General features: G+C 71.5%; 28 protein-coding genes and 1 riboswitch. Of the genes, 12 read left to right on the top strand and 16 right to left on the bottom strand.

The genetic code is table 11. The features are described from left to right. Positions 1-32: 32 nt before the first annotated feature. Positions 33-2840 (bottom strand): ATP-binding protein, encoded by a 2808-nt coding sequence (locus I4J89_RS37860; protein ID WP_196418992.1) that lies wholly within the window; start codon positions 2838-2840, stop codon positions 33-35. An 89-nt stretch (positions 2841-2929) separates the two neighbouring features. Between I4J89_RS37860 and I4J89_RS51745 the strand changes: the two genes are divergently transcribed. From I4J89_RS51745 to I4J89_RS37820, 8 genes are all read left to right on the top strand, one after another. Next, a complete protein-coding gene (locus I4J89_RS51745; RefSeq protein ID WP_196418991.1) occupies positions 2930-3658 on the top strand; it encodes a LamG-like jellyroll fold domain-containing protein in 729 nt (242 codons plus the stop codon). 25 nt (positions 3659-3683) lie between these two features. Continuing rightward, the gene (locus I4J89_RS37850; protein ID WP_196418990.1) at positions 3684-4607 is read left to right on the top strand and encodes a diacylglycerol/lipid kinase family protein; all 924 of its coding nucleotides are present in this window, start codon (positions 3684-3686) and stop codon (positions 4605-4607) included. 248 nt (positions 4608-4855) lie between these two features. Further along, the gene (locus I4J89_RS37845; RefSeq protein ID WP_196418989.1) at positions 4856-5023 is read left to right on the top strand and encodes a hypothetical protein; all 168 of its coding nucleotides are present in this window, start codon (positions 4856-4858) and stop codon (positions 5021-5023) included. A 53-nt stretch (positions 5024-5076) separates the two neighbouring features. Continuing rightward, a riboswitch (cobalamin riboswitch) is annotated at positions 5077-5283 on the top strand. 119 nt (positions 5284-5402) lie between these two features. After that, a complete protein-coding gene (locus I4J89_RS37840; protein WP_196418988.1) occupies positions 5403-7754 on the top strand; it encodes a ribonucleoside-diphosphate reductase subunit alpha in 2352 nt (783 codons plus the stop codon). Beyond that, entirely contained in the window at positions 7754-8749 is a 996-nt protein-coding gene (locus tag I4J89_RS37835; RefSeq protein WP_196418987.1) for a ribonucleotide-diphosphate reductase subunit beta, read from the top strand. Before I4J89_RS37840 ends, I4J89_RS37835 begins: the two co-directional genes overlap by 1 nt. Before the next feature lie 79 nt (positions 8750-8828). After that, the gene (locus I4J89_RS37830) at positions 8829-9686 is read left to right on the top strand and encodes a MerR family transcriptional regulator (RefSeq protein WP_309238650.1); all 858 of its coding nucleotides are present in this window, start codon (positions 8829-8831) and stop codon (positions 9684-9686) included. 127 nt (positions 9687-9813) lie between these two features. After that, the gene (locus I4J89_RS37825) at positions 9814-10440 is read left to right on the top strand and encodes a ClpP family protease (RefSeq protein WP_196418986.1); all 627 of its coding nucleotides are present in this window, start codon (positions 9814-9816) and stop codon (positions 10438-10440) included. Beyond that, positions 10437-11051, top strand: coding sequence for a ClpP family protease (locus tag I4J89_RS37820; protein ID WP_196418985.1), 615 nt, complete (start codon positions 10437-10439; stop codon positions 11049-11051). The genes I4J89_RS37825 and I4J89_RS37820 overlap by 4 nt, the downstream gene beginning before the upstream one ends. On the opposite strand, the gene I4J89_RS37815 is transcribed toward I4J89_RS37820, so the two are convergent. Both I4J89_RS37815 and I4J89_RS37810 read right to left on the bottom strand, forming a co-directional pair. Continuing rightward, entirely contained in the window at positions 11052-11405 is a 354-nt protein-coding gene (locus I4J89_RS37815) for a helix-turn-helix domain-containing protein (protein ID WP_196418984.1), read from the bottom strand. Between the two features lie 281 nt (positions 11406-11686). Then, positions 11687-12637 (bottom strand): sulfite exporter TauE/SafE family protein, encoded by a 951-nt coding sequence (locus I4J89_RS37810; protein WP_196418983.1) that lies wholly within the window; start codon positions 12635-12637, stop codon positions 11687-11689. 175 nt (positions 12638-12812) lie between these two features. On the opposite strand from I4J89_RS37810, the gene I4J89_RS37805 reads away from it, so the two are divergent. Then, on the top strand, positions 12813-13178 hold the full coding sequence (locus I4J89_RS37805; RefSeq protein WP_196418982.1) for an MmcQ/YjbR family DNA-binding protein: 366 nt from the start codon (positions 12813-12815) through the stop codon (positions 13176-13178). Here the strand turns inward: I4J89_RS37805 and I4J89_RS37800 are convergent, their stop codons facing one another. Then, a complete protein-coding gene (locus I4J89_RS37800) occupies positions 13179-13595 on the bottom strand; it encodes a MerR family transcriptional regulator (RefSeq protein WP_196418981.1) in 417 nt (138 codons plus the stop codon). Between the two features lie 55 nt (positions 13596-13650). On the opposite strand from I4J89_RS37800, the gene I4J89_RS37795 reads away from it, so the two are divergent. Next, positions 13651-14199, top strand: coding sequence for a class I SAM-dependent methyltransferase (locus tag I4J89_RS37795; RefSeq protein ID WP_196418980.1), 549 nt, complete (start codon positions 13651-13653; stop codon positions 14197-14199). 75 nt (positions 14200-14274) lie between these two features. Continuing rightward, positions 14275-14850: a GNAT family N-acetyltransferase gene (locus I4J89_RS37790; RefSeq protein ID WP_230860267.1), complete on the top strand. Its 576-nt coding sequence runs from the start codon at positions 14275-14277 to the stop codon at positions 14848-14850. A gap of 37 nt (positions 14851-14887) precedes the next feature. Here I4J89_RS37790 and I4J89_RS37785 read toward each other — a convergent pair whose 3' ends face one another. After that, entirely contained in the window at positions 14888-15595 is a 708-nt protein-coding gene (locus I4J89_RS37785) for a YcnI family protein (RefSeq protein ID WP_196418979.1), read from the bottom strand. 11 nt (positions 15596-15606) lie between these two features. Further along, the gene (locus I4J89_RS37780) at positions 15607-16191 is read right to left on the bottom strand and encodes a copper resistance CopC family protein (RefSeq protein ID WP_373688191.1); all 585 of its coding nucleotides are present in this window, start codon (positions 16189-16191) and stop codon (positions 15607-15609) included. A gap of 181 nt (positions 16192-16372) precedes the next feature. Between I4J89_RS37780 and I4J89_RS37775 the strand changes: the two genes are divergently transcribed. Continuing rightward, entirely contained in the window at positions 16373-17776 is a 1404-nt protein-coding gene (locus I4J89_RS37775; protein WP_196418978.1) for a PepSY-associated TM helix domain-containing protein, read from the top strand. Here the strand turns inward: I4J89_RS37775 and I4J89_RS37770 are convergent. From I4J89_RS37770 to I4J89_RS37725, 10 genes are all read right to left on the bottom strand, one after another. After that, positions 17745-18026, bottom strand: a complete 282-nt coding sequence (locus I4J89_RS37770; protein ID WP_309238649.1) for an ArsR/SmtB family transcription factor — start codon at positions 18024-18026, stop codon at positions 17745-17747. The two genes, I4J89_RS37775 and I4J89_RS37770, sit on opposite strands and share 32 nt — an antisense overlap. Continuing rightward, entirely contained in the window at positions 18023-18820 is a 798-nt protein-coding gene (locus tag I4J89_RS37765) for a metal ABC transporter permease (RefSeq protein ID WP_196418977.1), read from the bottom strand. The genes I4J89_RS37770 and I4J89_RS37765 overlap by 4 nt, the downstream gene beginning before the upstream one ends. Further along, on the bottom strand, positions 18817-19641 hold the full coding sequence (locus tag I4J89_RS37760) for a metal ABC transporter permease (RefSeq protein ID WP_196418976.1): 825 nt from the start codon (positions 19639-19641) through the stop codon (positions 18817-18819). The genes I4J89_RS37765 and I4J89_RS37760 overlap by 4 nt, the downstream gene beginning before the upstream one ends. Further along, on the bottom strand, positions 19638-20342 hold the full coding sequence (locus tag I4J89_RS37755; protein ID WP_196418975.1) for a metal ABC transporter ATP-binding protein: 705 nt from the start codon (positions 20340-20342) through the stop codon (positions 19638-19640). Before I4J89_RS37755 ends, I4J89_RS37760 begins: the two co-directional genes overlap by 4 nt. Beyond that, positions 20339-21271, bottom strand: a complete 933-nt coding sequence (locus I4J89_RS37750; protein WP_196419016.1) for a metal ABC transporter substrate-binding protein — start codon at positions 21269-21271, stop codon at positions 20339-20341. The genes I4J89_RS37755 and I4J89_RS37750 overlap by 4 nt, the downstream gene beginning before the upstream one ends. A gap of 66 nt (positions 21272-21337) precedes the next feature. Then, complete coding sequence (locus I4J89_RS37745) at positions 21338-22363, bottom strand: hypothetical protein (protein WP_196418974.1); 1026 nt, start codon at positions 22361-22363, stop codon at positions 21338-21340. Then, positions 22360-23046: a TIGR03943 family putative permease subunit gene (locus I4J89_RS37740; protein WP_196418973.1), complete on the bottom strand. Its 687-nt coding sequence runs from the start codon at positions 23044-23046 to the stop codon at positions 22360-22362. Before I4J89_RS37740 ends, I4J89_RS37745 begins: the two co-directional genes overlap by 4 nt. Next, a complete protein-coding gene (locus I4J89_RS37735) occupies positions 23043-24038 on the bottom strand; it encodes a permease (protein WP_196418972.1) in 996 nt (331 codons plus the stop codon). The genes I4J89_RS37740 and I4J89_RS37735 overlap by 4 nt, the downstream gene beginning before the upstream one ends. A gap of 209 nt (positions 24039-24247) precedes the next feature. Next, positions 24248-25348 carry a calcium:cation antiporter gene (locus I4J89_RS37730; RefSeq protein WP_196418971.1) on the bottom strand — a complete coding sequence of 367 codons (1101 nt, stop codon included), beginning with the start codon at positions 25346-25348 and terminating at the stop codon, positions 24248-24250. A 58-nt stretch (positions 25349-25406) separates the two neighbouring features. Then, positions 25407-25706, bottom strand: coding sequence for an Rdx family protein (locus tag I4J89_RS37725; protein ID WP_196418970.1), 300 nt, complete (start codon positions 25704-25706; stop codon positions 25407-25409). Positions 25707-25711 lie beyond the last annotated feature (5 nt).

Here is a 25711-nt window from a genome sequence, read left to right as displayed (position 1 = left end):
CCGCTGCCTTGCGGATGCCTTGCCGCCCGCTGTCAGCCGGCGCGGGCGGCCAGCAGGGTCAGCACGTGCCGGACGATCGAGGCGGTGTCCCCGGCACCCGGCGGCGGGGCGGGCACGGCGACCGCGGCCCGCAACGCGGCCAGCCGATCCCGGTCCGGGCCCATCACCACGGGCGCCATGGAGTCGCGGTCGGCCGCCGCCACCAGCATCGCCGCGGTCTCCGCGTCGCCCAGGCCGGCGAGCAGCTCGGCGGTGAGGCGCATCATCGTCCACACCTGGGCGGTCATGTTCGCGTCCCGCACCGCGACGATCGTCTCCCGGCAGGCGGCCACCGCCTCGGCGTACCGCCGCAGCCGGATCAGGGCGGCGGTCCGGGCCACCCGGGCGACGTTGCCCATGTACACCTGGTTCACCCGGTCGCTCGCCGCGATCGACCGGTCGTACCAGGCCAGCGCCTGCTCCGGGGCGCTGCCCGCGACCAGTTCGCCGCGGGTGAACGGCACGAACCCGTCCAGTCCCTCGGTGTGCAGGTCGTCCGCGTACTTCTCCAGCCAGGCCTGACCGGCCGCCGCGTCGCCGCCGTAGACGTCCATCAGCGCCGCGCAGCAGATGCCGGTCGCCCGCGCCCAGCGCGGCGCGCCCGGGTCGGCCGCCATCCGTTCGGCGTCGGCGCGCACCGCGCCGGCCCGGCCCGCGAACATCCCGTTGGAGATCCGGACCATCAGGGCGCTCCACCGCAGCGGATGGTCGCCGGGCATGCGGTCGAGGACCGCGCTGAGCAGCCGGTCCGCCTCGGGCAGGTCACCGCGGAGCCACTCGGCGGTACCGGCCGCCAGCGCACACAGCACCTCGCTCTCCGACTCGACCCGCTGCGGCTTCCAGCCGGCCAGTTGCTCGGTGAGGCCCGCGTCGGGGGCGTCCGAGCCGATCACACCGAGCAACCCGGCCAGCCGGGCGCCCTGCTCCTCGGTGCCGCTCTCCCCCAGCCAGGTGAGCGCCTCCTGGAGGTTGGCCAGCTCGCGGCGCAGCGTCGGGGTGGTCCACGGGTCGCGCTCACGGCCCCGGCGGACCAGCTCACGTGCGAGGTCGAACATCCAGCGGGCGTGCGCGTCGCGGGCCCGCCGCACGCCGTCCGGGCCGAGATGCCCGAGCCCGACGTGGCGGACCGTCTCCAGCAGCCGGTAGCGCGGCGGGTCCGCGCTGAGATCGCAGGTGACCAGAGACGCGTCGACCAGTTCGGCGAGCAACGGTTCGGCGGCCCGGTCGTCCGGGGCGAGATAAGGCAGCGCCTCCAGGCCGAAGCCGCCCCGGCAGACCGCGAGCCGGTCCAGCAGGCGCTGCGCCGCCGGGTCGAGCAGACGGTACGACCACTCGACGGTCGCCGACACCGCGGTGGCCCGGTCGCCGCCCCGGGCCGGGTCGAGCACGTTCAGCCCGGCACCCAGCCGGTCCCGCAGGTGCACCATCCCGAACACCGACTCCCGGCGGGCGGCCAGCTCGACCGCGAGGGGGAGGCCGTCGACCAGCCGGCAGATGTCGGCGGCCAGTTCACGCGTACGCGAATCGTCGGCGAAATCGGCGCGCAGCAGCGCGGCGCGATCGCAGAAGAGCGCCACCTGGTCCTCGGCCGGCAGCGGGCCGAGCCGCAGCACCCGTTCGCCGGCAACGTCGAGACGCTGGCGGGAGGTGGCCAGCACCCGCACCTCGGGGCAGCGCACCACCAGCTCGCCCACCAGCTCGCGGACCGCGTCGAGCAGGTGCTCGCAGTTGTCCAGCACCAGCACGGCGGGGGTCGCGCCGAGGCGTTCGGCGAGGGCGGCGACGCCACCGTGCGGCGCGGCCCGCAGACCGAGCGCCCCGGCGACCGCGGCCGCCACGTCCGCCGGCACCGATCGCTCGGCGAGCTCCACCACCAGTTCGTCGCCGGTCAGCGCCTCGGTCATCAGGCGGGTCTTGCCCATCCCACCAGGGCCGACCAGAGTGGTGACCCGCCCGGTGGCGAGGGCGTCGCGTACCGCGTCCAGCTCGCTGCGCCGCCCGAAGAACCGGTCCGGCCGGCGGCGCACACCGGCGGCCGGCCGCACCGGCGCCTCCCGGACCGGCGCCGGCCGCAGCCCCGGATCCTCGCTGAGGATGCGGCTCTGCAACTCGGCCAGGGCCGGCGACGGATCGACGCCGTGGCCATCGGCCAGCCGCTCCCGGAACGCGCGGGCCGCCGTGAGCGCCTCCGCTGTGCGCCCGGTCGCGTGCAGGGCTCGCATGAGCAGCAGCTGGGTACGCTCGCGCAACGGCTCCGACGTCGCCAGCGCCTCCACTTCGGGCAGTGCGGCCGCCGCGTCGCCCGCGTCCAGGCGACGTTCCAGCCACTGCTCGCGCAGGTGCCGGCGCCACTCGGCGAGGCGGGCCACCTCCGGCGCGAAGACCAGCCGGCCGGCAACGTCCGCCAGCGGGTCGCCGCGCCACACCGCCAGTGCCTCGGCCAGCGTGACCGCGGCCTGCTCCGGCCGCTGGCCGCGGGCCCGGGTGACCAGACGCTCGGCGCGCGTGATGTCGAGCGCGTCCGCCGGCAGGTGCAGCCGGTATCCGCCCGGCTCCCGGCGGAGCGCGTCGCCACCGGTGTGCCGCCGCAACCGGGACACGTAGCTGTGCAGGTTGCCGACCGCGTTCTCCGGCGGCTCCCCCTCCCAGAGGGCGTCGATCAGGTCGGCGACCGGGACGGGACGACCGGCGGCGAGGGCCAGCCGGGCGAGCAGGACACGTTGCGGCGCGCCGGAGAGCGGGATCGGCACACCGTCCCGGCTCAGCTCGACCGGACCCAGCACGCCCACCCCGATGCCCACGGCGTCATTCTCGCCACTCGTGTGGGCCGCCGACCAGTCGTCATCCCGACTGACCTCGGCTCGCGCCCGGCGCCGGACGTTTACGGTACGTGCCGACCACCTGCCGCCGGTCCCTCGTCCTGCTGTCGTCGCCGCTGCTGATGCTGAGCCTGACCGCGTTCGCGGCCGACGAACCGCGCCGGCTTCCCGCCGTCCCGCTGCTCACCGCCGCCCGGTACACCTTCGACGGTCCGCGGGCCGGGCACGACGACTCCGGCCGCGGGCGTCACCTCACCCCGGCCGGTGGTGCCGCCGAACGCGTACGCCACGGTCGTCACCGGGCGCTCCGATTCCCGCCGCCCTGCCCGTCGCCGACGTGTCCCCGGCTGATCATGCGGGCACCGAGCAGCGCCGGCCTGAACCCGGGCAGCCGCGGCCTGCGGTACGGCGCCAGCGTCCGGCTCGCCGCGGAGCACACCAGCGAGGGGCAGAACGTGCTCCAGAAAGGCTTCTCCGCCGAGGGCAGCCAGTACAAACTCCAGATCGACGGGTACGCCGGCCGGCCCAGCTGTGTCCTGATCGGCCGGCCGGACCGGGTCATCCACCGCGCGGTCGCGGACGTCATCGTCGCCGACGGCCGCTGGCATCACCTGGAGTGCCGGCGCGGCGGGCGTACGCTGACCGTCCTGGTCGACGGCACGCCCCGCGGCGACGTCCCGGTCCCGGCCGGCCTGTCGATCGTCAACGACCGCCCGCTGCTCATCGGCGGCAAGAGCCTCACCGCGGACAACGACCAGTTCCACGGTGCCGCCGACGACGTGTGGGTGGCGATCGGCTGACAGCACCGGACGATAGGGTCTGCCGGTGCGGACCAAGCAGCAGCTGACCGAGGACATCCGCCGCGAGCGGCGGGCGGTGCTGGTCGTCAACGCGCGGTCCCGGCGCGGGCGGCAACTGTACGCGGACGCGCACGCCCGTCTGGTCGCCGCCGGGTTCGAGCTGCTCGGCGCGTACGCCGTCGAACGCGACCTGGAGAAGAGCCTGGCCGACGCCATCGCGCAGGAGCCGGACCTGCTCGTCGCCGGAGGCGGCGACGGGACCATCAGCACCGCCGGGCGGATGCTGGCGCACCGCGACATCGCGCTGGGCCTGCTGCCGCTCGGCACCACCAACAACTTCGCCCGGACCGTCGGCATCCAGCCCTCACTGGACAAGGCCGTCGCCACCCTGGTGGACGGCGCGGTGATCGACGTGGACCTGGGCGTCGCCGGCGACATGCCGTTCACCAACCACGTCGGCGCCGGCCTCTCCGCCGAAGTGATGATCAACGCGCCGAGCCGGCTGAAGCGGGTGATCGGCCGGCTCGCCTACCCGATCACCGCGCTGGGCCTGCTCACCCGCCACCGGCCGCTGCGCGTCACGGTCCGCGCCGACGGCGTCGAACAGGTCTTCCTGACCCACCAGGTGTACGTGGCGAACGGCGGCTTCCACGCCGGCCGCCCGATCACCGCCGACGCGCACGCCGACGACCGGCTGCTGGTCGCCTACCCGGTCGGCGGCGCCACCCGGCGCGAACTGCTGCGCGAGACCGCCCGCAACGCGCTCACCGGGCATCGGCGCACCTTGCACGAGCGCCCGTTCCTGGCGGTCGGCGAGCTGTGGCTGGAAACCGACCGCCCGGCCCACGTCGAGGTCGACGGCGAGCCGTGCGGCCGCACGCCCCTGCGAATCGCATTGGACGCGAACGCCCTGCGCATCATGGCGCCGCCCGGCACACCCGATCATTGAACCTTTCAACGTGGCGAGGGCCGCACTGCCGGCGCCGGCCATCGACCCGAGCACCGCCAGCCCGATGCCAGGGTGAAAAGGTTCATCAGAAATGATCGGCAACGGTCAGCCGAGATTAGCCACCGCCTGATCGGGCCACCTTCGCCGGAGGCCTGGCGGCCGCAGCGACCGCCGCGGGCACCGGAGCCGGCGCCCCGCCGCACCCAGAATCGCGGCCACCGCCGCTGCGGGCGCGTTCGGCATGCATCATGGCGATGCTGCCGATCTTCTACGATTTCATCGAGCGCACCCTTGCCGCCTCGAACACCGTGCAGGGGGAACTGGTCAGTTCGGCAGGCCTGCCGGGCGGCCACTGGCCCGGCATCAACGACCGGATCATCAACCCGAGCCGGCCGTGGGTGGTGGCGACGGACTGAGCGACACGCCCGGCACATGATGTTGTGTTGCGCGTGGCTGGTGTTTAGCAGATATAGTCCTGCCCGCAGCTGGTTCGGCCGTCCTCGCAGGCGGCCGAGGCAAGAGGGAATCCGGTGTGAGACCGGAACTGCCCCGCAGCGGTGAGTGGGAACGACCGCCGTCACACAAGCACTGGGCCTAGCGGCCTGGGAAGCGACGGCCAGTAGGAGCGCGTACGACGCCCGCGAGTCCGAAGACCTGCCAGCGTGCCGCGCGCCGACCGGCGTGCGGCGGTCGAAGGTCGCGTGGGACGACCGACGCCGAAACCGGCCGCCGCGCGGCCGGTGGCGTCTTCCCGCGCACCGACGACCCTGTCGAGAGGGCGCGAGGGAGAGAGCCATGACGACGTCGCAGAGAGCGACGCTGCCGGAGCAGCGCCGGCACGCGATGCGGGTACGCAAACGCAACGGTGACCTGGAACCGGTGGACGTCAACAAGATCGTCCGAGCGGTGGAGTTGTGGGTCGCGGACCTGGACGAGGTCGATCCGCTGCGGGTCGCGACCCGGACGATCAGCGGGCTCTACGACGGCGCCACCTCGGCTGAGCTGGACAAACTGTCGATTCAGACGGCTGCGGAGCTGATCGGCGAGGAGCCGCAGTACTCCCGGCTGGCGGCTCGGCTGCTGGCCGCCTTCGTCGACGAGGAGGTGCGCGGGCAGGGCGTGGCGAGCTTCAGCGAGTCGATCCGGTACGCGCACACGCTCGGCCTGATCGGCGACGAGACCGCCACCTTCGTCGCCCGCAACGCCGGTGAGCTGGACGACGCCGTCGACCCGCGCGGTGATCTGCGGTTCGAGTACTTCGGCCTGCGTACCGTCGCCGACCGATACCTGCTGCGTCACCCGCAATCCCGGCTGGTCGTGGAGACCCCGCAGTTCTGGTTGCTGCGGGTGGCGTGCGGCCTGTCGCGTACCGCGGCCGAGGCGGCGGGCTTCTACCGGCTGATGTCCAGTCTTGCCTATCTGCCCAGCTCACCGACGCTGTTCAACTCCGGCACCCGGCACACCCAGATGTCGTCCTGCTTCCTGGTCGACTCACCCCGCGACGAGCTGGACTCGATCTACGAGCGGTACCACCAGGTCGCGAAGCTGTCCAAGTTCTCCGGTGGCATCGGCATCTCCTGGTCGCGGGTCCGCGGCCGGGGTGCGCTGATCCGCGGCACGAACGGCAGGTCGAACGGCATCGTCCCGTTCCTGAAGACCCTCGACGCGGGTGTCGCCGCGGTCAACCAGGGTGGCCGGCGCAAGGGCGCGGCCTGCGTCTACCTGGAGCCGTGGCACCCGGACGTGGAGGAGTTCCTGGAGCTGCGGGACAACACCGGCGAGGAGTCCCGGCGTACGCACAACCTGAACCTGGCGAACTGGATCCCGGACGAGTTCATGCGCCGGGTGGAGGCGGACGGCGACTGGTCGCTGATCGACCCGTCCGACGCTCCGGAGCTGCCCGATCTGTACGGTGCCGAATTCGACGCCGCGTACCGGAACGCGGAGAAGAAGGCGGTCAAGACGGTCAAGGCCCGCGACCTGTACGGGCGGATGATGCGCACGCTGGCCCAGACCGGCAACGGCTGGATGACCTTCAAGGACCGCTCCAACGCCCTGTCGAACCAGACCGGCGAGCCCGGCAACGTCATTCACCTGTCGAATTTGTGCACCGAGATCCTCGAGGTGAACAGCGACGACGAGACCGCGGTCTGCAACCTCGGCTCGATCAACCTGGGCGCGCACACCACGTCCGAGGGCGTGGACTGGGAGAAACTGCGCGAGACGGTACGGACCGCGGTGACCTTCCTGGACCGCGTCATCGACATCAACTACTACCCGTCGCAGCAGGCCGCCGCCTCGAACCCGCGCTGGCGACCGGTCGGTCTGGGCCTGATGGGACTGCAGGACGCGTTCTTCACGCTGCGCCTGCCGTTCGATTCCGCCGAGGCTCGCGATTTGTCCACCCGGGTGCAGGAGGAGATCTTCCTGACCGCTATGGAGGCGTCGGCCACCCTTGCCGAACAATTCGGCGCGCATCCCGCGTACCCCGAAACCCGGGCCGCGAAGGGTGAGTTGCATCCGTTCCTCTGGGGTGCCCAGCCGGCGCAGGTCGCGCGCTGGAGCGCGCTGCGCGAACGGATCCGGGAGAGCGGCCTGCGCAATTCGCTGCTGGTCGCGATCGCGCCTACGGCGACGATCGCGTCGATCGCCGGCTGCTACGAATGCATCGAGCCGCAGGTGAGCAATCTGTTCAAGCGCGAGACCATGTCCGGCGAGTTCCTTCAGATCAACACCTATCTGGTACGCGAATTGAAGGCCCGGAACCTGTGGACGCCGGAGATCCGCGAACAGATCAAACGGGCCGAGGGTTCGGTGCAGGGCATCGCCGAGCTCCCCGCCGCGGTGCGGGAGCTGTTCCGCACCGCGTGGGAACTACCGCAGCGGGCGCTCATCGATCTGGCCGCCGCCCGGGCGCCGTACATCGACCAGTCGCAGTCACTGAATCTGTTTCTGAGCGCGCCGACCATCAACAAGGTGTCGTCGATGTACCTGTACGCCTGGAAAGCCGGCCTCAAGACCTCCTATTACCTGCGCTCGCGTCCCGCGACCCGCATTCAGCAGGCGACGGTCTCCGTCATCCCGGCGCTGACCGCCGCGGACGTCTGCTCCCTGGAAAACCCCGAGTCATGTGAGGCCTGCCAGTAATGCTGCTCGACCCCGGAATGGACCTGACCCTGCGGCCGATGAAGTACCCGCACTTCTTCGACCGGTTCAAGGACGCCATCAAGAACACCTGGACCGTCGAGGAGGTCGACCTGCACTCCGACCTCGCCGACCTGGCCCGGCTGACCCCCGCCGAACAGCACCTGGTGTCCCGGCTGGTGGCGTTCTTCGCCACCGGCGACACGATCGTGGCGAACAATCTGGTGCTCAACCTGTACCAACACGTCAATTCGCCGGAGGGCCGGCTCTATCTGTCCCGGCAGCTGTTCGAGGAGGCCGTGCACGTCCAGTTCTACCTGAACCTGCTCGACACGTACGTGCCCGATCTCGACGAGCGCGCGGCCGCGTTCGCCGCGGTGGACAACATTCCGTCGATCGCCCGCAAGGCCGAGTTCTGCTTCCGGTGGATCGACTCGGTCTTCGAATTGCGTGAACTGCGGACCAAGGACGACCGCCGGGCGTTCCTGCTCAACCTGATCTGCTTCGCCGCCTGCATCGAAGGCCTGTTCTTCTACGGCGCCTTCGCCTACGTGTACTTCCTGCGTTCGCGCGGGCTGCTGCACGGGCTGGCGTCCGGCACCAACTGGGTGTTCCGCGACGAGAGCATGCACATGGCGTTCGCCTTCGACGTCGTCGACACCGTCCGGCAGGAAGAACCGGACCTGTTCGACGACTCGATGCGGCAGCAGGTGCGCGACATGCTCACCGAGGCGGTCGAATGCGAGGTGCAGTTCGCCGCCGACCTGCTCGAACAGGGGGTGAGCGGAATGTCCCCCGGCGACATGCGGGAATACCTCCAGCACGTCGCCGACCGCCGACTCGCGGCGCTCGGTATCGAGCCGGTCTACGGCAGTAAGAATCCGTTCGCCTTCATGGAACTGCAGGACGTCCAGGAGTTGTCGAACTTCTTCGAGCGGCGCGTTTCGGCGTACCAGGTCGGGGTTTCCGGAAACGTAAGCTTCGACGACGACTTCTAGTACTCCGGGGTGGTGTTGTTGCACCTGCCGTAGCGGCACGTGGTCTCCTCGAGGCACCTCAGCACGAAAGGCTCCGTCTGTGACGTACTCCTTCGCCATGCCTCCCCGGCAAGTCAAGATCGGTGATGCTGCCGTCTTCGCTGGGACCACGCCGCGCGCTATTCGCCACTACCACCAGATCGGTCTGCTGCCGGAGCCCGAGCGGGGCGTGGACGGTCGCCGTCGCTATGGCTACGACGACATGATCCGCCTGCTGTGGATCCGCAAGATGGCGGAGGCCGGCATCAGCCTTGACGACGTGCGGGCCGCCTTCGAGGAGACCCGGGACATCGGGGAGGTGCTGGGCCGGCTGGAGGAGACCCTGGCCGCTCAGGAGGCCGAAATCAAACGTCAACGCGCGGCCGTCCAGCGTCTCCAAGCGGTGGGCAGCCCGCTGGGACTGCTCTCCGAACTGGTCACGGACCGGCTCGGCCACCTGCCCCCGGGCACACTGCGCCCCGCCGACCTGGACGCGCTGCTGGTCACCGAACGCGTCTTCGGCCCGCTGGGCGCCGCGATCCAGGCCAGCGTGTTCATCGTGCTGGCCACCCACCCTGACCTGCGGGCGGAGCAGGACCGTCTGGACGCGGCCGAGGCAGCCCTGGACGACAGCGTGGAGCCCGAGGACCCGCGCGTGGAAGAACTCGCCGTACAGCGATGCGCCCACCAGATGGCCCTGGAGCGTGCCGTCGAGACAGCCGGGCTGGACGCGGCCGAGGAGAAGCTCTTCGAGATCTACGACGCCGACCTGGCAGAGGAGAAGGACACTCAGATGAGCGCCTTCGAAGCAGTCACCAAGATGCCCTACGACTTGTCTCCCGCCCGGAAACGCTGCATGGAACGCACGGCACAACTCCTCGCAACGGACGGAACTGCGGTCACAACTCGCGGAGATTGATCAACGGCTGACCCGATCAATGAAGACTCGGTTCCGCCTCATCTGCTGACCGCAGATCGGCTTGGCCGGCGGGCGCCATCGCCTTGAAGGTGGAGGCGGCACGCAGGCCGAGCCGGAGGAGAAACCCATGCATCCATTCACTGCCGCGACGCCGGGCGGGACCGGGTCCGTTGACGACCAGCTGTCCGTCCAGCTTCTGCACCAACGCATCATCGTGCTCGGGGCCGAGGTCGACGACCCGATCGCCAACCGGATCTGCGGGCAGCTGCTGCTGTTGTCCGCGGAGGACCCGCTGAGCACCATCAACCTGTACATCAACTCGCCGGGCGGTTCGGTTACCGCCGGGCTGGCGATCTACGACACCATGCGGCTGATCCCCAACGACGTCAGCACGCTGGCACTCGGGCTCGCCGGGAGCATGGGGCAGTTCCTGCTCACCGCCGGCACCCCCGGCAAGCGGTATGCGCTGCCGCACGCCCAGATCCTGATGCACCAGGGCTCGGCCGGATTCGGCGGCACCGCGGCGGACGTGGAAATCTATGCCAACCAGCTGGAGCGGCTCGGCCGGACGCTGTTGCGCCTGACCGCCGAGCACACCGGGCAGCCGATCGACACGGTCGAACGCGACAGTCGGCGTGATCGCTGGTTCACCGCCGAGGAGGCGCTCGAGTACGGCCTCATCGACCGGGTCCTCGACAGCGTCGACGACGTACGCCCCGAGATGGCCCGCCAGCCGATGGGACTGAGCGCGTGAGCCACTACACCATCCCGACCGTCGTGGAGAAGACGCCGAGCGGGGAACGCGCCTTCGACATCTACTCCCGGCTGCTGTCGGACCGGATCATCTTCCTCGGCACCGAGATCGACGACGGGGTCGCCAACGTGGTGATCGCCCAGCTGATCCACTTGGAGTCGACCGGGGAACAGGAGATCGGGCTGTACATCAACTCGCCGGGCGGCTCCTTCAGCGCGCTGACGGCGATCTACGACACCATGCACTTCGTCCGGTGCGACATCGCCACCATCTGCGTCGGCCAGGCCGCGTCGGCGTCCGCGGCGCTCCTGGCGGCCGGCACCCCGGGCAAGCGGTCGGTGCTGCGGCACGCGAAGGTCACCCTGCACCAGCCGTCCGGCCAGGCCCGCGGCACGCTGCCGGACCTGGCCGTGGAGGCCAAGGAGGTGGCCAAGGTCCGGGCCGAGATGGATCAGATCCTGGCCGAGCACACCGGTCATTCGATCGCCAAGATCCGGGAGGACACCGACCGCCGGATGACCCTGACGGCCCCCGAGGCCGTCGCCTACGGCCTCGCCGATCAGGTCATCAGCCGGCGCGAGCCGCGCGGATACCGGCTCAACGCCGCCTGATCAGGCGGCCAGCAGGACGACATCGCCGGACCGGGAGCCGCGCGGCGCATGTGCCGCGCGGCGCAGCCGGGCCGTCTCCAGCCGCAGAACCGGGGCGCGATGCACCGTGAGGTCGCGCCCCACCTCGGCCAGCAGGTCGGCCAGCCCGATGCCCAGCGAGTCACAGACGGCGGCCACGATCTCCGAGCTGGCCTCCTTGCGGCCGCGCTCGACCTCGGACAGGTACTGCACCGAGACGCACGCGTCCCGGGCCACCTCGGCAAGGGTCCGCTCCTGCTCCAGCCGGCGGCGCCGCAGCACCTCGCCGAGCAGGGTGCGCAACAGAGGCCGGGGGCGGTACGTCACGTCTTCCATGCGCCGACGGTAGTGAGCCGTCGCCGTCGCCGACACCCGATCGAGCCCGGTTCTGCCAGCAGCGTAGCGGCCGCCGAGTTCCCTCCGCCGGCAAGCGACCACGACGAAACCGCGCCCGGTTCCCCCCGCAGCGCGACGGACTGGTGTTTCCCGGCGGCCGCGGTGGGGCCGGGACGGACAGCACGGCTCGCGCGGGGAGAGCGGGCACGCGTCGGCTTCGGCGGGACGCCGGTCACCCGTACCGAGGAAGGAGAGTGACCGGCAAGCGGACCTCGACCCCGTCAGGCCGGGGTGGACGCCTTCTCGTCGGGGGTCTCGCCGGCGGCCGCGGCGGCCTCCGCCTCGGCGATGATCTGCTGCTCCTCGTCGCGGTTGCGGCGGTACTGGCTGAAGGCGTACACGAGGGCGGCCGCCCAGGCCACGTAGATCACGGCGTAGATGGAGTAGCGGACGCCGTCGGAGGCGTCGATCCAGTCGCTGCGCAGCAGCGAGCGGCTGTTGGTCAGGATGATCACACCGCCGACGGCGGCGCCGAGGACGCGCGGCGGGATGTGGCGGACCAGCCAGGCGGCGATCGGTGCGGCGATCACGCCGCCGATGAGCAGGGCGGCGACCCAGCCGAAGTCGATGTTCTCCGAGCCGATGCCGATGATGAAACCGATGCTGGCGGCGATGGCGACCAGGAACTCGCTGGTGTCGATCGAGCCGATCGTCTTGCGCGGCTCGAGGCGGCCGCTGGCCAGGATCGCCGGGGTGCCGACCGGGCCCCAGCCACCGCCGCCGGTGGAGTCGACGAAGCCGGCTACGACACCGAGCGGGGCCAGGAACCGCTTGCGCAGCGGCTTGCCGAGCTGGCCCTTGGGCAGGCCCTGGAAGGTGAAGCGGAGGAAGACGTACAGGCCGAGGGTGAGCAGGATGATCGCCATCAGCGGCGCGGCGGTCTCGGTCGAGATGCTGGACAGGAACGTCGCGCCGGCGAAGGCGCCGACGGCACCCGGGACACCGATCTTCAGGACGACTTTCCAGTCGACGTTGCCGAAGCGCCAGTGCGAGAGCCCGGAGACCAGCGTGGTGCCGATCTCGGCCAGGTGCACGGTGGCCGAGGCGGCCGCGGGGTTCGTGCCGATCGCGAGCAGCAGGGTGGTCGAGGTCACGCCGTAGGCCATGCCGAGGCTGCCGTCGACGAGTTGGGCGCCGAGACCGACGAGGGCGAGGAGGAGGAGTTTTCGCATGTCTCTACCGCCAGGACTGGAGGGTTACGGTTTCCGGGGCGCCGGCTGCTTTGCCGACCTGCTCTGCCAAGCCTGTATTTCCTATTTATTGGATCGGAGATTAGTTGCTCGGGCGGCGCACGGCAAGCGGGCATCCACATGCTGTGACCGGTAGTGGTGGCCGTAACCTGTGCCCATGGCTGACGCGGACGATGTACGCCGTCTCGCACTGGCGCTGCCACAGGTGGCAGAGATCGACAGTGACGGCTTCGACTTCCGGGTGGCGAACAAGGGTTTCGTCTGGTCGTACCCGGAACGGCTGCCGGGGCAGCCGCGGGTGATCCGCGTCGACATCGCCGTGCTCTACGTCGGCGACGAGGCCGAGAAGCAGGCGCTGCTGCTCGGCGAGCCGGACCTGTTCTTCACCACACCCGGCTACGACGGCCTGCCGCTGGTCATGCTGCGCCTGCCCGCGGTGTCGGTGGACCGGCTGGCCGAGCTGATCACCGACGCCTGGCGGATGCGCGCCCCCGAGGAGATCGAGGCCGAGCTCGGCGCCTGATCAGCCGGACAGGCCCCGCGGCAGACGACCGGTGACCTTCGCCCGCAGCTGCGGGCAGGCCAGCGCGTCCTCGGCTTCGCACTGTGCCGCGTGCTCGACGACGTCCAGGGCGGCCTGGGCAGCGGCGATGCGCTGCCGCAGCTCCTCGCTGTGCCGCCGGAGCAGCTCACGACGGGCGTCCCGGTCGGCGGCGTCGGCGAGCAGCTGCCGGGTCTGCTCCAGGCTCAGCCCGCCCTCCTTGCTGATCTGGATCAGCACGATCCGGGTGGCCTCGGCCGGGCCGTAGACGCGCCGGCCGGTGCTCGTCCGCTCCGGCGCCAGCAGGCCCATCTCCTCCCAGTGACGCAGCACGTGCGGTGCGATCCCGAACATCGCCGCCAGGTCGCCGATCGGCATGGTCGCGGAGCTTGACTTCATGTCGACATGAAGATGCAGAGTCCGGGGCGTTGTCAACACCCACGGAGGAACGATCATGTCGGATCAGCAGGCCGCACCCCGGTTCGACCGGCGGGCCAGTGCGGCGTACGACCGGAGGGCTCGCCGGATGCTCGGCGGCCTCTACCGCCGGGTGACCTCGGAGGTGACCGCGGCCGCATCGGTCGGCGCGACCGTGCTGGACATCGGCACCGGACCCGGCGAACTGCTCAACCGGCTCGCCGCCCGGCGACCGGATCTCGCGCTCACCGGGCTGGACCTCTCCCCGGAGATGCTCGCGATCGCACGTCGCTCAGCCGCTTCGCCGTCGATCGGCTTCGAGGTGGCCGACGTCGCGGCCCTGCCCCGGCCGGACGACAGCGCCGACGTGATCGTGTCCACGCTGAGCGCGCACGAATGGCCCCAGCCGGAGCGGGCCGCCGCGGAACTCGCCCGGGTGCTGCGCCCCGGCGGGCGGCTGCTGATCTACGACTTCCGGTTCGTCCGCCTCGGCCCGCTGACGGACGCGCTGGCGCAGCGGTTCGCCGGAGTCCGGCGGGACGCCCTGCACCCGCTCTCGCTCGTCATGCGCCTGAGCGCTCCGTAAGCCTGCGCTTACAAAGCGGTGGTTGCTTGTGGATCACACCTTTGTTTAGGTAAGCCTTACCTTAGCAAGGACAGGATGATGAATTTGCGATACGCCGCGCCCGTCGAGGGATCCGACAGCACGGTAGTGATCACCGACCAGGTCGACATCGAGGCGCTGGCCGCGGTCTACCGCCGCGTGCACGCCGCCGACCTGCATCTCGTCGACCACAGCACGCCGACGGTGGAGGAGCGCCTGATCTGGACCGCGCAGGCACCGGGCTTCCGGGCGGCGCTGGCCTACGTCGGCGACGAACTGGCCGGCACCGTGATGGGCTGCCCGCTGCCACCGGAGACTCTCTGGTGGCGGGACCTGACCGACGTCGAGGACCCGGACCTCGCGGTCGAGTGGGAGGGCCGGACGTTCGCCGTGTGCGAGGCGTTCGTGCTTCCGGAGCACCGGAAGCACCGTCTGGGCGTACGCATGGTCACGGACCTGCTGGACCAGCGCGCGGAGGAACGTGTCTCGCTCGCCGTGGCGGAGACCAACACCCGGGTGTGGCACGCCCTGCAGCGGCTGCGTTTCCAGCACGTCGGCGACCTCGTACCGTTCCCGGGCTGGCGGTCGCACCGGATGCTGGTCCGGGCGCTGCCGCTGAGCTCGTCGCGTTAGGGATGCCGGGGCCGGCACCGGCCGGCCCCGGACGACCTCAGGAGCTCTGCGCCGCCTTGCGGTAGGCGAGCAGGCCGAGCACCAGGCCGGCGAGGCCGGCGACCAGGCCCGCGATGCCCCAGGCGGTACCGTTGCCGCCCTCCGACTCACCGGAGCCGTCGGCCACGGCGTCCGCCGCTTGCGAGGGAGCGGCCGAAGCCGCGCCCGCCGCGGTCAGCTTGAGCACCGGCGCCGGGCTCTCCGGCTCGGTGCCGTCGGTGGTCGGCTCGTCGATCCAGCGCACCACCGTGCCGTCGGAGTACGTCTGCAGCGCCTTGAAGACCATCTGCTCGGCCTCCGGCAGCGGCCCGAGCGACACGTCGAACTCCTGGAACGTGCCGGGCTTGATCTCCGAACCCTGGGCCGCGGTCCAGGTGATCTTCATGACCGCCTCGGTGATCTCGCTGTCGTGCGCCTTGATCGGGGTGGCCAGCTTGCTCTTCTCGGCCACCGCGGTCCACCCCGGGACCGGCTTGAGGGAGACCGACGCGACCGGCGCGTCCGCCGGCAGGTTGACCTCGAGCTTGGTGGTCGACGCCTCGTCGCTCTCGTTCGGTACCCGGAACGTCACCTTGGTGTAGCCACCCTGGGTGGCGGTGCTCGGGTTGACCGTCACGTGCGCGGCCGCCGGGCCGGCCACGGCCAGCACGAACGCGGCTGCCATGGCGGAGACGGCGGCGGCACGGCGGAGAACTGCTCGCTTCATCACGGGACCTTTCACGCCTTGCGGCGACGGGCGTACAGGAAACCGGCGAGGCCGGCCAGAACAACAACGATGCCGATGACCAGCCCGACGACCGTTCCGGTGCCGGACGACTCCTCGGTGGCGGCTTTCTCCTCGATGGGCGCGGCGCTCGCCACGGCCACCGCGGTGCTGGGGGCTGCGCTGGGGCTGGGTGCAGCCGCCGCGGAGGGATCCGCGACGGTGAACTCGTACGAGCCCTTCACGGTGTGCCCGTCGGTGGAGACGACCTGGTAGGCGACGGTGTAGACCCCGTTGGGCAGGGTGTCGTCGAGGGTGATCGTCCCGGTGTTGCCCTTGACCGCCGGCTCGGAGGCGGGCACCGGCTGCCGGTCCGCGTCGCTCACGGTGATGGTCGTGCGTTCCGGGTCCAGCTTTTGGAGGAACCGCAACTTCACCTCGGCGGGTGACTTCTCCAGCGTCGCCTTCTTGGCCGGGCTGGCCTCGGCGAGCGCGTTGTGCGCCCAGGCCGGCCCGCCCGGCACCAGTACGAGCAACGCCGCGACCAGGACGAGCAGCAACCGGGCCGGGGCGGTAGGCGTGGCGATTCTCGGCATCATCTTCCTCAGACTCGGGATCGCCCGTTAGTCGCCGCCGCACCGGGGTTGGTTCCCGGTATTTCTTCGGTCACGGACTGTTACTGGGAACTGGCTGAGAATCACCGCCGACTAAGGATTGACGCCGTCACCGGGACGCCGGGCGCGTCGACTGCCACTCCCTTCGACACCACGAGGACAGCCGATGTCTGTGACGCCCGAACTCGCCGATCCCCTGGCCGAAACCGCACCCACTCGCCCCGCGCGGCGCGCCTCCGGCTTCGCCGCGCTGCTGTTACGCCTGCACTTCTACGCCGGAGTGCTGGTCGCGCCGTTCCTCGTGGTCGCCGCGGTGACCGGGCTGCTCTACACGGTCACGCCGCAGCTCGACGCCGCCCTCTACGGCGACAAGCTGACCGTCGCCGAGGCCGGGAGCACCGCGCTTCCCCTCGCCGATCAGATCGCCGCCGCCCGTGCCGCGCACCCGGACGGGACACTCGCCGCGGTGCAGCCCGGCACCGGCGACCAGACGACCAGGGTCGTGTTCTCGCAGCCCGGCCTCGGGGAGAACCAGCACACCGTCTACGTCGACCCGTACACCGGTGACGTTCAGGGGCAGCTCACCACCTGGTGGGGCTCCACCCCGGTGACCACCTGGCTCGACGATCTGCACCGCAACCTGCACCTCGGCGACCTGGGCCGGCACTACTCGGAACTGGCCGCGAGCTGGCTGTGGGTGCTGGCGCTCGGCGGCATCGTGCTGTGGTGGCGGCGCCGGCGCAGCGTCCGCGGCATGCTCACCCCGGACCTGGCGGCCAAGAAGGGCGTACGCCGTACCCGCGGCTGGCACGCCGCCACCGGCGCCTGGCTCGCCGTCGGCCTGCTGATCCTGTCCGCCACCGGTCTCACCTGGTCCCGGTACGCCGGAGCGTCCTTCACCACCGCACTGGACACTCTGGACGCCCACCGGCCCGCCCTCGACGTACCCGGTGCCGCCGCCTCGGCCGGTGGCCACCACGGCGCCGGCGGCGACACACCCACCACCGTGGACCCGGCCGAGGCCGACACGGTCCTGCGGGTGGCCCGGGACAACGGCCTCACCGGCCCGGTGGAACTGACCCTGCCGGAGAGCGGCGGCCAGGCCTGGACGGTCGCCGGCGTCGACAACACCTGGCCGGTCGGCCTGGACCGGGTCGCCGTCGACCCGGCCGCCGCCACCGTCGTGGCGCGCAGCGACTTCGCCGACTGGCCGCTGCTCGCCCAGCTCAGCAAGCTCGGCGTGCAGGCACACATGGGCGTCCTGTTCGGACCGGCCAACCAGATCCTGCTCGCGGCACTCGCCGTGGGCCTGCTCTGCGTCATCGTCTGGGGCTACCGGATGTGGTGGCAGCGCCGGCCGACCCGCGGCGACCGCCGTGCGCCGGTCGGGGCCGCGCCGGCCCGGGGCGGTTGGCTCGGCCTGCCGGGGTGGGCCATCATGGCCGGGGTGCCGGTGGTCTTCGCGCTCGGCTGGGCGATGCCGCTGCTCGGGGTGCCGCTGCTGGCGTTCCTGGTCGTCGACGTGGTCGCCGGTGCGGTCAGCCGGCGGCGTGCCGGAGCACCTCGGTGATCAGGTCACGGGTGGCCTCGTCCGGCAGGGCGTAGAAGACGTTGCGGCCGCGGCGCTGCCGCCGGACCAGCCGGGCGTCCAGCAGGCAGCGCAGGTGGTGGGCGACCGCGGTGTGGTCGGCGGGCACCGCGGCCGCCAGCTCCCCCGCGGTCCGCTCGCCGTCCTGGAGCAGGATCAGGATGTGCAGCCGGTGCTCGTACGCCATGCCGCGCAGCACGGTGACCGCCCGGTCGAGCAGTGCCGGGGTCACCGGTGCGCCGACCGCAGCAGGGCGGACACGAGCAGGGTGCCGGTCGCCGCCAGGGCGATGCTCGCGCCGGCCGCCAGGTTCCAGCGGGCCGAGGCGTACAGACCGGCCAGGCCGCTGGCGATCGCGAGCCCCACCGCCAATGCCGTCACCACCGGCAGGCGGGCCGACCAGAGCCGCGCGGCGGCGGCCGGGGCGACGATCAGGGCGACCGCGAGGATGGTGCCGACCGCCGGGACCAGCGTCACCACGACCACCTCGATCAGGAGCAGCAGCAGGAGGGTCCAGGCGCCGACGGCGTACCCGGCGGCCCGGGCTCCGGACGGGTCGAAACCGGTGAACAGCAGTGGCCGGGCGCAGACCGCCAGCACCGAGCCGACCACCAGCAGCGTCCCGCAGGTGATCAGCAGGTCCCGGGTGGTGACCGTCAGGATCGAGCCGACCAGATAGGACGACAGGTCCCGGCTGAACCCGCTGCGCAGCGCGACCAGCCCGGCGCCGAGGGCGAACCCGGCGGAGAGCAGCACGCCGGTCGCGGCCGTCGCGTTGCGGCCGGTGCGGCGGCTCAGCGCGGCGACGCCGAGGACCACCGCGACCCCGGTGACCATCCCGCCGAGCAGCAGGTCCAGGCCGAGCAGGGCGGCGACCACCACGCCGGGGAACGTGGCGTGGGTGAGCGCCATCGTGAAGAACGACAGCCGGCGCAGGACCACGTGCACGCCGACCAGGCCGGCGAGCGCCCCGGCCAGGATCACCTCGGCGACCGCCCGGTGCAGGGCGTCGTCCCAGAAGCTCATCGGAGCCGGCCGGCGGGCAGCAGCACCAGGTACGCGGCGACCAGCAGCAGGACCACCGTGGAGGCCGAGGTCAGCGCGATGCCGTACCCGATCGAGGCATGCCAGCTGATCAGCAGTCCGGCGTACCCGGCGGCGAGGATCAGGCCGGTGCCGAGCAGCGCGAGCACGGCCGGCCGGTCGGTGACCAGGCGGGCCGCCGCGGCCGGCACGATCAGCAGCGCCACGACCAGGATCGTCCCGACGGCACGGACCGCGGCCACCACCACCAGCGCGACGAGCACGTTGAGCCAGAGGTCCAGCCAGAACGTGCGGTAGCCGGCGGCGGCCGCGGCGACCGGGTCGAACGCGCGGAACAACAGCGCGCGGGCGCCGACCGCGAGCAACCCGAGGATCACCGCGGCGAGGGCCGCCGTCTCGGCGATCTGCTGCGTGGTCACCGTGAGCAGCCGTCCGAACAGGAAGGTCGTGAGGTCGGAGGTGTACGACGACCGCCGCGACACCAGCACCACACCCAGCGAGAACATCGCGGTGAGCAGGACCGCTGTGGACGCGTCGTCGGTGACCGCGCCACCGCGGGTCAGCACGGTCAGCACCACCGCGGTGAGCAGGCCCGCGACCAGCGCGCCGAGGAAGATCCCGTCGGCACCGCCGGCCAGGAAGCCGACCACTACCCCGGGGAACACGGTGTGCGTGAGGGCGTCGGAGACGAACGACAGCCGGCGCACCAGCACGAAGACCCCGACCGGGCCGCAGATCAGCGCCAGCAGGGCGATCTCGGCGAGAGCGCGGCCCATGAACGGTACGGTGAACGGCTCGATCACGGGGCGTACGCCTCACGCAGCGTCGCGTCGGAGAGCACCTCGGACGGCGGCCCGGCCGCCCACTGCCGGCCGTTGACCAGGCAGGCCTCGTCGGCCACCTCCCGCGCCAGACGCAGGTCGTGGGTGCTGAGCATCAGCGCGGTGCCGGCGGCGGTCAGGTCCCGCAGCACGGCCAGGATGGCCTCCTGGCTGACCGCGTCGACGCCGTTGAACGGCTCGTCCAGCAGCAGCATCCGGGGTTCGGCCGCGAGCGCCCGGGCCAGCAGCACCCGTTGCCGCTGACCGCCGGAGAGCACCCCGTACCGCCGTCCGGCGTGATCGGCTAGCCCGACCCGGTCGAGGGCGTCGCGGGCCGCCCGGCGGTCGGCGGCGCGGGTCGGCCGGAACCAGCCGATCCGCCGGTAGCGGCCCATCAGCACCACCTGCCCGGCGGTGACCGGGAAGTCGGCGTCGAGGTCACCGGCCTGCGGCACGTAACCGCAGAGTTCCCGGCCCCGTTCCGGGCTGCGGCCGAAGACCTGGGCGGTGCCGCCGAGCACCTCGGCGAGACCGACCACGGAACGGATCAGCGTCGACTTCCCGGCTCCGTTCGGGCCGACCAGCGCCAGGCGCCGCCCGGCCCGCAGCGCGAGGTTCACCCCGGTGAGCACCGGCGAGCCCTGGTAGCCGACGCTGACCCCGGTGTACCGGAGAGCGGTCATCCGCCCAGCGCTTCGACGATGACCCGGGTGTTGTGTTCCTCGGCGGCGAGATAGGTGCCGTCCGGGCCCAGGCTGTCGCCGTACAGTGCGTCCTCGCCCGCGACCACCTTGACGCCGGCCTGGCGCGCGATGGTCTCCGCGCTCTTCGCCGGCAATGAGCTCTCCGCGAAGATCGCCTTGGCGCCGGTTGCCTTGATCTTGGCGACCAGCTCGCTGAGCTGCTTCGCGGACAGCTCGGCCGAGGTGTCCAGGCTGGGGATCACCGAGCCGACGAACTCCAGGTCGTACCGGTCCACGTAGTAGCCGAACGCGTCGTGGTTGGTGACCAGCTTGCGGTTCGTGAGCTTCGCGAAGGCGGCGGCGTTGTCCGCGTCGAGCTTGTCGAGCTTCGCCTGGTACGCGGAGAGGTTCGCGGTGAAGGCGGCGGCCTCGGCGGGCGCGGCGGCCGTGAGGCCCTTCTCGATGTTCGCCACCATCAGCTTGGCGTTGCGCGGGTCGTGCCAGATGTGCGGATCGTGCTCTTCGCCCTCCTCCGCCTCCTCTTCCTCCGCGTGTTCCTCCGCGTGGGCATGGCCGCCCTCGCGCAGCGTCACGCCCTGGCTGGAGTCGATCACGGAGCCCCGGAAGCCGGCCGACTCGATGGTCCGGTCCAGCCATTCCTCGAGTCCCACACCGTTCTTCACCACGACCTTCGCCTCGCCGATCGCCTTGATGTCGGCGGGTGTCGGCTCGTACTCGTGCGGGTCGACGTTCGGCTTGATGATCTGGGTGACGTCGATCCGGTCGCCGCCGAGGTTGCGGACGAAGTCGGCGACCTCCGGCGTGGTCGCGACCACCGCGAGTCGCTCCGGTCCGGCCGCCGCCGTCCCGGCATCACCGGAACCGCACGCGGCGAGGGAGAGGAGCGCGACCGCGAACATGCCTGTCATTCGTTTCACGCCGGAAACGGTAATCGTTTTCAAAACTTATCGTCTAATCGCGAGATGACGATGTGCTCATATGGTTCGCAGGTCCAGGGTGTGCCAGACCGCGGCATCCGGATCGCCGGTGGACCACCAGAGCATCCCGTCGCGGGTGGCCGCCAGGTCGGCCGCCGCGGCCAGGGTGACGCTGCGACCGGCGACCAGATCGTGCACGAGCAGCCCGGCGGTTCCGGTCACGTCGGAGTCGGGCCGCGGCTGGGAGAGGATCTCGAAGCGGTCCAGCACGGCCACGTCGGTGACCGCGGACTGGGCGCCGGGCCCGGCGATCCGCCGCCGCTCGGAGCCGTCCGGGCGCATCAGGTCGATCCGGGCCAGCCCGTCGCCGGACATCACCATGACCCGGCACCAGGCCGGGCTGCACATGTTCCACTCGGCACCGGACGCGACCACCCGTACCTCGCGGCCGGACACCAGATTCCGCATCCGGATCGTGCCGGACTGCCCGCCCACGTCGTCGGTCAGCCACGGCCAGGCGGTGAGCGCCCACTGGCCGGTCACCTCACGAACCCGTACCGCGCCGCCGGTCAGGGCGACCGAGCGGATCTCGGTGGTCTTCTCGTCGTCGCCGGCCGCCCAGTGCACCCGGCCGTCGGCCACCACCAGGTCGTGCTGGTTGCCGTAGAACAGGACGTTGCCGGTGTCGGCGGTCAGCCGGCGGGGCGGGTCACCGTCCTTGGCCGCCCAGATCTCGACCGGCCGGTCACCCGACGACTCGGTCCAGAGCAGCTCGGCACCGGCAGCGGTCAGGTTGTCGAAGCGCGGCTCGCCGGCGTCCGGGAGCCGGCGCAGTTCTCGCGTTCCGCCGCCGGCCGACTCCACCAGCAGCCGGACGAATCCGTCCCCGGTGACCGTGCCGACCGCCGTCGTGGCGTCCCGGAAGAGCAGCGGCTCGACGGTCAGATCGCGCAGGTCCGCCCGCCGCGCCGACGGCCAGACCGACTCCAGGGTGGGTACGACCGGAGCCGGTGACTGCTGAGGCAGACCGCCGGCCAGCAGGGCGCCCGCGGCCAGCAGGGCGATGACCAGGCCCGCTCTCATTCGTACTGTTGCTTGGGCGGGGTGACCGGCTGCCACTGGGCGACCTCCAGATAAGCGATGTCGGCCTGGTTGACCGGATCCTCGCCGCGCTTCGCGCTGTGCGTGCCGGTGACCTGGATCCAGGTTCCGGCGGGCACGTCGATCAGCGGCCCGCCGGTGAGCCCCACCTTGATCGGGCGGCCGTCCGCGGCGCAGCAGCCGACCACGATCCGGGCCAGCATCGGGGCACCGCCCGGGCCGGCCGTGACGAAACCGGTGAGCTGCACGCGGCGGCCGGTGAGGCTGCGGCCCTCGTCGAAGAGCGCCCGGGAGGCGTAGTCCAGCAGCCCGATCGGGGCGGGGTCGCCAGCCGGCAGCGCCGCATAGTCCGAACCGGACACCGGCAGGGTGCCCGACTGTCCGGCGGTGAACGAGCCGAGCGCCGGCGGGGCAACCAGCAGCAGGCCCAGCACGGGCAGGATGAGCAGCCAACCGACCCGTGGTTCGTGATGCGAATGATCGTGATCGGGCCGCCGCTCGTACCAGAGGGTGGCGATCGCGGTCGCCACCAGCGCCACGCCCGCCGCGATCAGGAACGGGCGCAGGCCCTCCTTCACGTACCGCAGATAGAGATCGGTGAACGAGGCCTTCAGGATCGCGCCGCCGAAGAGCAGCAGGACCACCGCCTGCGCCTGCCGGTTCACAGCAGCACCATCCCGGCGACCGAGCCGGCCAGCACCGCCACCACGAAGGTGGCCGGGGCGAACCGGGCGGTGAACCCGCGGCCGAACACACCGGCCTGCATCGAGATCAGCTTGAGGTCGACCATCGGGCCGACGACCAGGAAGACCAGCCGGGAGGTAAGCGAGAACTGCGACAGCGACGCGGCCACGAACGCGTCCGCCTCGCTGCAGATCGACAACAGCACGGCGAGCACCGCCAGTGCCAGCACCGACAGGACCGGTTCGGCGGCCAGAGTCTGCAACCAGGCCTCCGGCACCAGCACGTTGATCGTCGCGGCCGCCGCGGCACCGAGCACCAGGAAACCGCCCGCGTGCACCACGTCGTGCCGGCACGCCGACCAGAACGCCCGCCCTCGCGACGCACCGTCCACATCCGGCCGGTGCGGCAACTTGATCCACTCGGCCTTGCCGAGGCGCAGCCACAGCCAGCCCATCACGATCGCCACCACCAGGCTGGCCAGCCCGCGCGCCACCACCATCTCCGGGTCACCGGGAAAGGCCACCGCGGTCGCGGTCAGCACAATCGGGTTGACCGCCGGCGCCGCCAGCAGAAACGCCAGCGCGGCCGCCGGCGTCACCCCGCGCCGGATCAGCGACCCGGCGATCGGCACGCTGCCGCACTCACAGCCCGGCAGCACCACACCGGCCACACTGGCCGCCGGCACGGCGAGCGCCGGATGCCTGGGCAACGCCCGCGCCCAGAACGAGCGCGGCACGAAGACCGCGATCACCGCCGACAGCAGCACTCCGAACACCAGGAACGGAACGGCCTGCACCAGCACCGACACGAAGACCGTGGTCCAGGTCTGCCAGCGCGCGCCGGGCACCACCCCGGCGAGCTCCCCCCGGAAGATCACCAGCAGCACGAGCAGTGCCGCCAGCACCTCCACCGAACCGATCCCCGGCCCTTGCCGGGCCTCGCGTTCCAGCGTGCGGGCCTCAGCCACCCTCACTCCCCTGCCGTCGGCTGCGACGAAGAAATCTACCGCTTGCGCAACGCCCGACAACCTTGCAAACCCTTTCGGGTACGCGCGACGCCGTCCCACGTCGAGCGTGAGCGGCTGCCTGGGCCCGGCGGGCGCGGTGCGGCCTGGAGTGGGCAGCAGGTCGCGGGGCTCGGCGGGACGGCGTGGGTTCGGCGGGACGGGGTGGGGCGTACCGATTATGGGCTTGCCGCCAGGAACAGGAAAACCGCGAGCAAGCCTAGGTGCAGGCCGCCGTGGAGGATGTTGGCCCGGCCGGGCACCACGGTGAGCGTGCCGACGACGACGGTGAGTCCTAACAGCACCATCTGGGTGCCGCCGAGGCCCAGCAGCAGCGGGCCGGGCAGCCAGATCATCGCCACGGCGATGGCCGGGATGGTCAGGCCGATGCTTGCCATGGCGGAGCCGAGCGCGAGGTTGAGGCTGGTCTGGATGCGGTCGCGGGCCGCGGCGCGGACCGCCGCGATGGTTTCCGGCAGGAGCACGAGCAGGGCGATCACCACGCCGACCACGGAATGTGGCAGGCCGGCGCCGACGACGCCGGACTCGACGGCCGGGGAGATGCCCTTGGCCAGGCCGACCACCGCGATCAGGGCGAGCAGCAGGAGGCCCAGGCTGTTCAGGGCGGTACGCGAGGACGGCGGCTCCACGTGCTCCTCGGCGTCGATCACCTCGCCCTCGGTGGTGATCGGCATGAAGTAGTCGCGGTGGCGGCGGGTCTGCACGGCGACGAAGAGCAGGTACAGGCCGAGCGAGACGACCGCGGCGAAGCCCAGCTGCGCCGGGGAGAACTGCGGGCCGGGGCGGCTGGTGGTGAACGACGGCAGGACCAGGCTGAGCGTGGCGATCGCCGCGACGGTGGCGAAGGCGGAGCCGGTGCCCTCCGGGTTGAAGACCGCGATCCGCCGGCGGAGCGCGCCGACCAGCAGGGAGATGCCGAGGATGCCGTTACAGGTGATCATCACGGCGGCAAAGACGGTGTCCCGGGCGAGGGACTGGGAATTCTCCCCGCCGCTGATCATCAGGGTGACGATGAGGGCGACCTCGATGACGGTGACCGCGACCGCGAGGATCAGCGAGCCGTACGGTTCGCCGACCCGGTGTGCGACGACCTCGGCGTGGTGGACGGCGGCCAGGACCGCGACGCCGAGCAGCAGTGCCACGACCGTCACGCCCGGCGGCGGCAGGTCACGTCCCCAGGTCAGAATCAGGGCCGCGACCGCCAGAATCGGCACGTAGATGGTCCAGCGGGACAGGTACGAAACGATCTTCGGTGTCATCCGTCAACCTTGCCAAAAGGTGGGTGACGGCGCTCGGCTCTCCGCGGAGAAAAGAGGCTCAGCTCTCCTCCGCGGCGGGCGCCTGGCGGTCTGAATGGCCGAGGTCGCGGCCGGGTGCGATGCGGTCCCGGACGAGGCGCTTCAGGTGCGGCAGCTCGGGGAAACCGCCCTCGGCCTTGCGGGACCAGAGGGTCTCGTCGCCCAGCCGGATCTCGAAGACGCCGCCGATCCCCGGCACCAGCGCCACCTCCCCCAGCTCCTTGGCGAACGTGGTGAGCAACTCCTGCGCGGTCCAGGCGGCACGCAACAGCCAGCGGCATTGCGTGCAGTACTCGATTTCCAGGCGGGGCTGTCGCATGGTCA

Source organism: Actinoplanes aureus (assembly GCF_015704865.1).
Lineage (GTDB): Bacteria > Actinomycetota > Actinomycetes > Mycobacteriales > Micromonosporaceae > Actinoplanes > Actinoplanes aureus.
Note: the sequence above shows the minus strand (reverse complement) of the source record. Positions and strands in the feature narration are given on the sequence as shown.

Coding starts and splice junctions, on each gene's coding strand:
- I4J89_RS37795 (WP_196418980.1), top strand. CDS start 13,651: ATGTCGGATCAGCAGGCCGCACCCCGGTTCGACCGGCGGGCCAGTGCG.
- I4J89_RS37825 (WP_196418986.1), top strand. CDS start 9,814: ATGCATCCATTCACTGCCGCGACGCCGGGCGGGACCGGGTCCGTTGAC.
- I4J89_RS37750 (WP_196419016.1), bottom strand. CDS start 21,271: ATGACAGGCATGTTCGCGGTCGCGCTCCTCTCCCTCGCCGCGTGCGGT.
- I4J89_RS37725 (WP_196418970.1), bottom strand. CDS start 25,706: ATGCGACAGCCCCGCCTGGAAATCGAGTACTGCACGCAATGCCGCTGG.
- I4J89_RS37790 (WP_230860267.1), top strand. CDS start 14,275: ATGATGAATTTGCGATACGCCGCGCCCGTCGAGGGATCCGACAGCACG.
- I4J89_RS37810 (WP_196418983.1), bottom strand. CDS start 12,637: ATGCGAAAACTCCTCCTCCTCGCCCTCGTCGGTCTCGGCGCCCAACTC.
- I4J89_RS37785 (WP_196418979.1), bottom strand. CDS start 15,595: ATGAAGCGAGCAGTTCTCCGCCGTGCCGCCGCCGTCTCCGCCATGGCA.
- I4J89_RS37845 (WP_196418989.1), top strand. CDS start 4,856: ATGGCGATGCTGCCGATCTTCTACGATTTCATCGAGCGCACCCTTGCC.
- I4J89_RS37800 (WP_196418981.1), bottom strand. CDS start 13,595: ATGAAGTCAAGCTCCGCGACCATGCCGATCGGCGACCTGGCGGCGATG.
- I4J89_RS37815 (WP_196418984.1), bottom strand. CDS start 11,405: ATGGAAGACGTGACGTACCGCCCCCGGCCTCTGTTGCGCACCCTGCTC.
- I4J89_RS37775 (WP_196418978.1), top strand. CDS start 16,373: ATGTCTGTGACGCCCGAACTCGCCGATCCCCTGGCCGAAACCGCACCC.
- I4J89_RS37730 (WP_196418971.1), bottom strand. CDS start 25,348: ATGACACCGAAGATCGTTTCGTACCTGTCCCGCTGGACCATCTACGTG.
- I4J89_RS37805 (WP_196418982.1), top strand. CDS start 12,813: ATGGCTGACGCGGACGATGTACGCCGTCTCGCACTGGCGCTGCCACAG.
- I4J89_RS37835 (WP_196418987.1), top strand. CDS start 7,754: ATGCTGCTCGACCCCGGAATGGACCTGACCCTGCGGCCGATGAAGTAC.
- I4J89_RS37780 (WP_373688191.1), bottom strand. CDS start 16,191: ATGATGCCGAGAATCGCCACGCCTACCGCCCCGGCCCGGTTGCTGCTC.
- I4J89_RS37840 (WP_196418988.1), top strand. CDS start 5,403: ATGACGACGTCGCAGAGAGCGACGCTGCCGGAGCAGCGCCGGCACGCG.
- I4J89_RS37765 (WP_196418977.1), bottom strand. CDS start 18,820: ATGAGCTTCTGGGACGACGCCCTGCACCGGGCGGTCGCCGAGGTGATC.
- I4J89_RS37755 (WP_196418975.1), bottom strand. CDS start 20,342: ATGACCGCTCTCCGGTACACCGGGGTCAGCGTCGGCTACCAGGGCTCG.
- I4J89_RS37745 (WP_196418974.1), bottom strand. CDS start 22,363: ATGAGAGCGGGCCTGGTCATCGCCCTGCTGGCCGCGGGCGCCCTGCTG.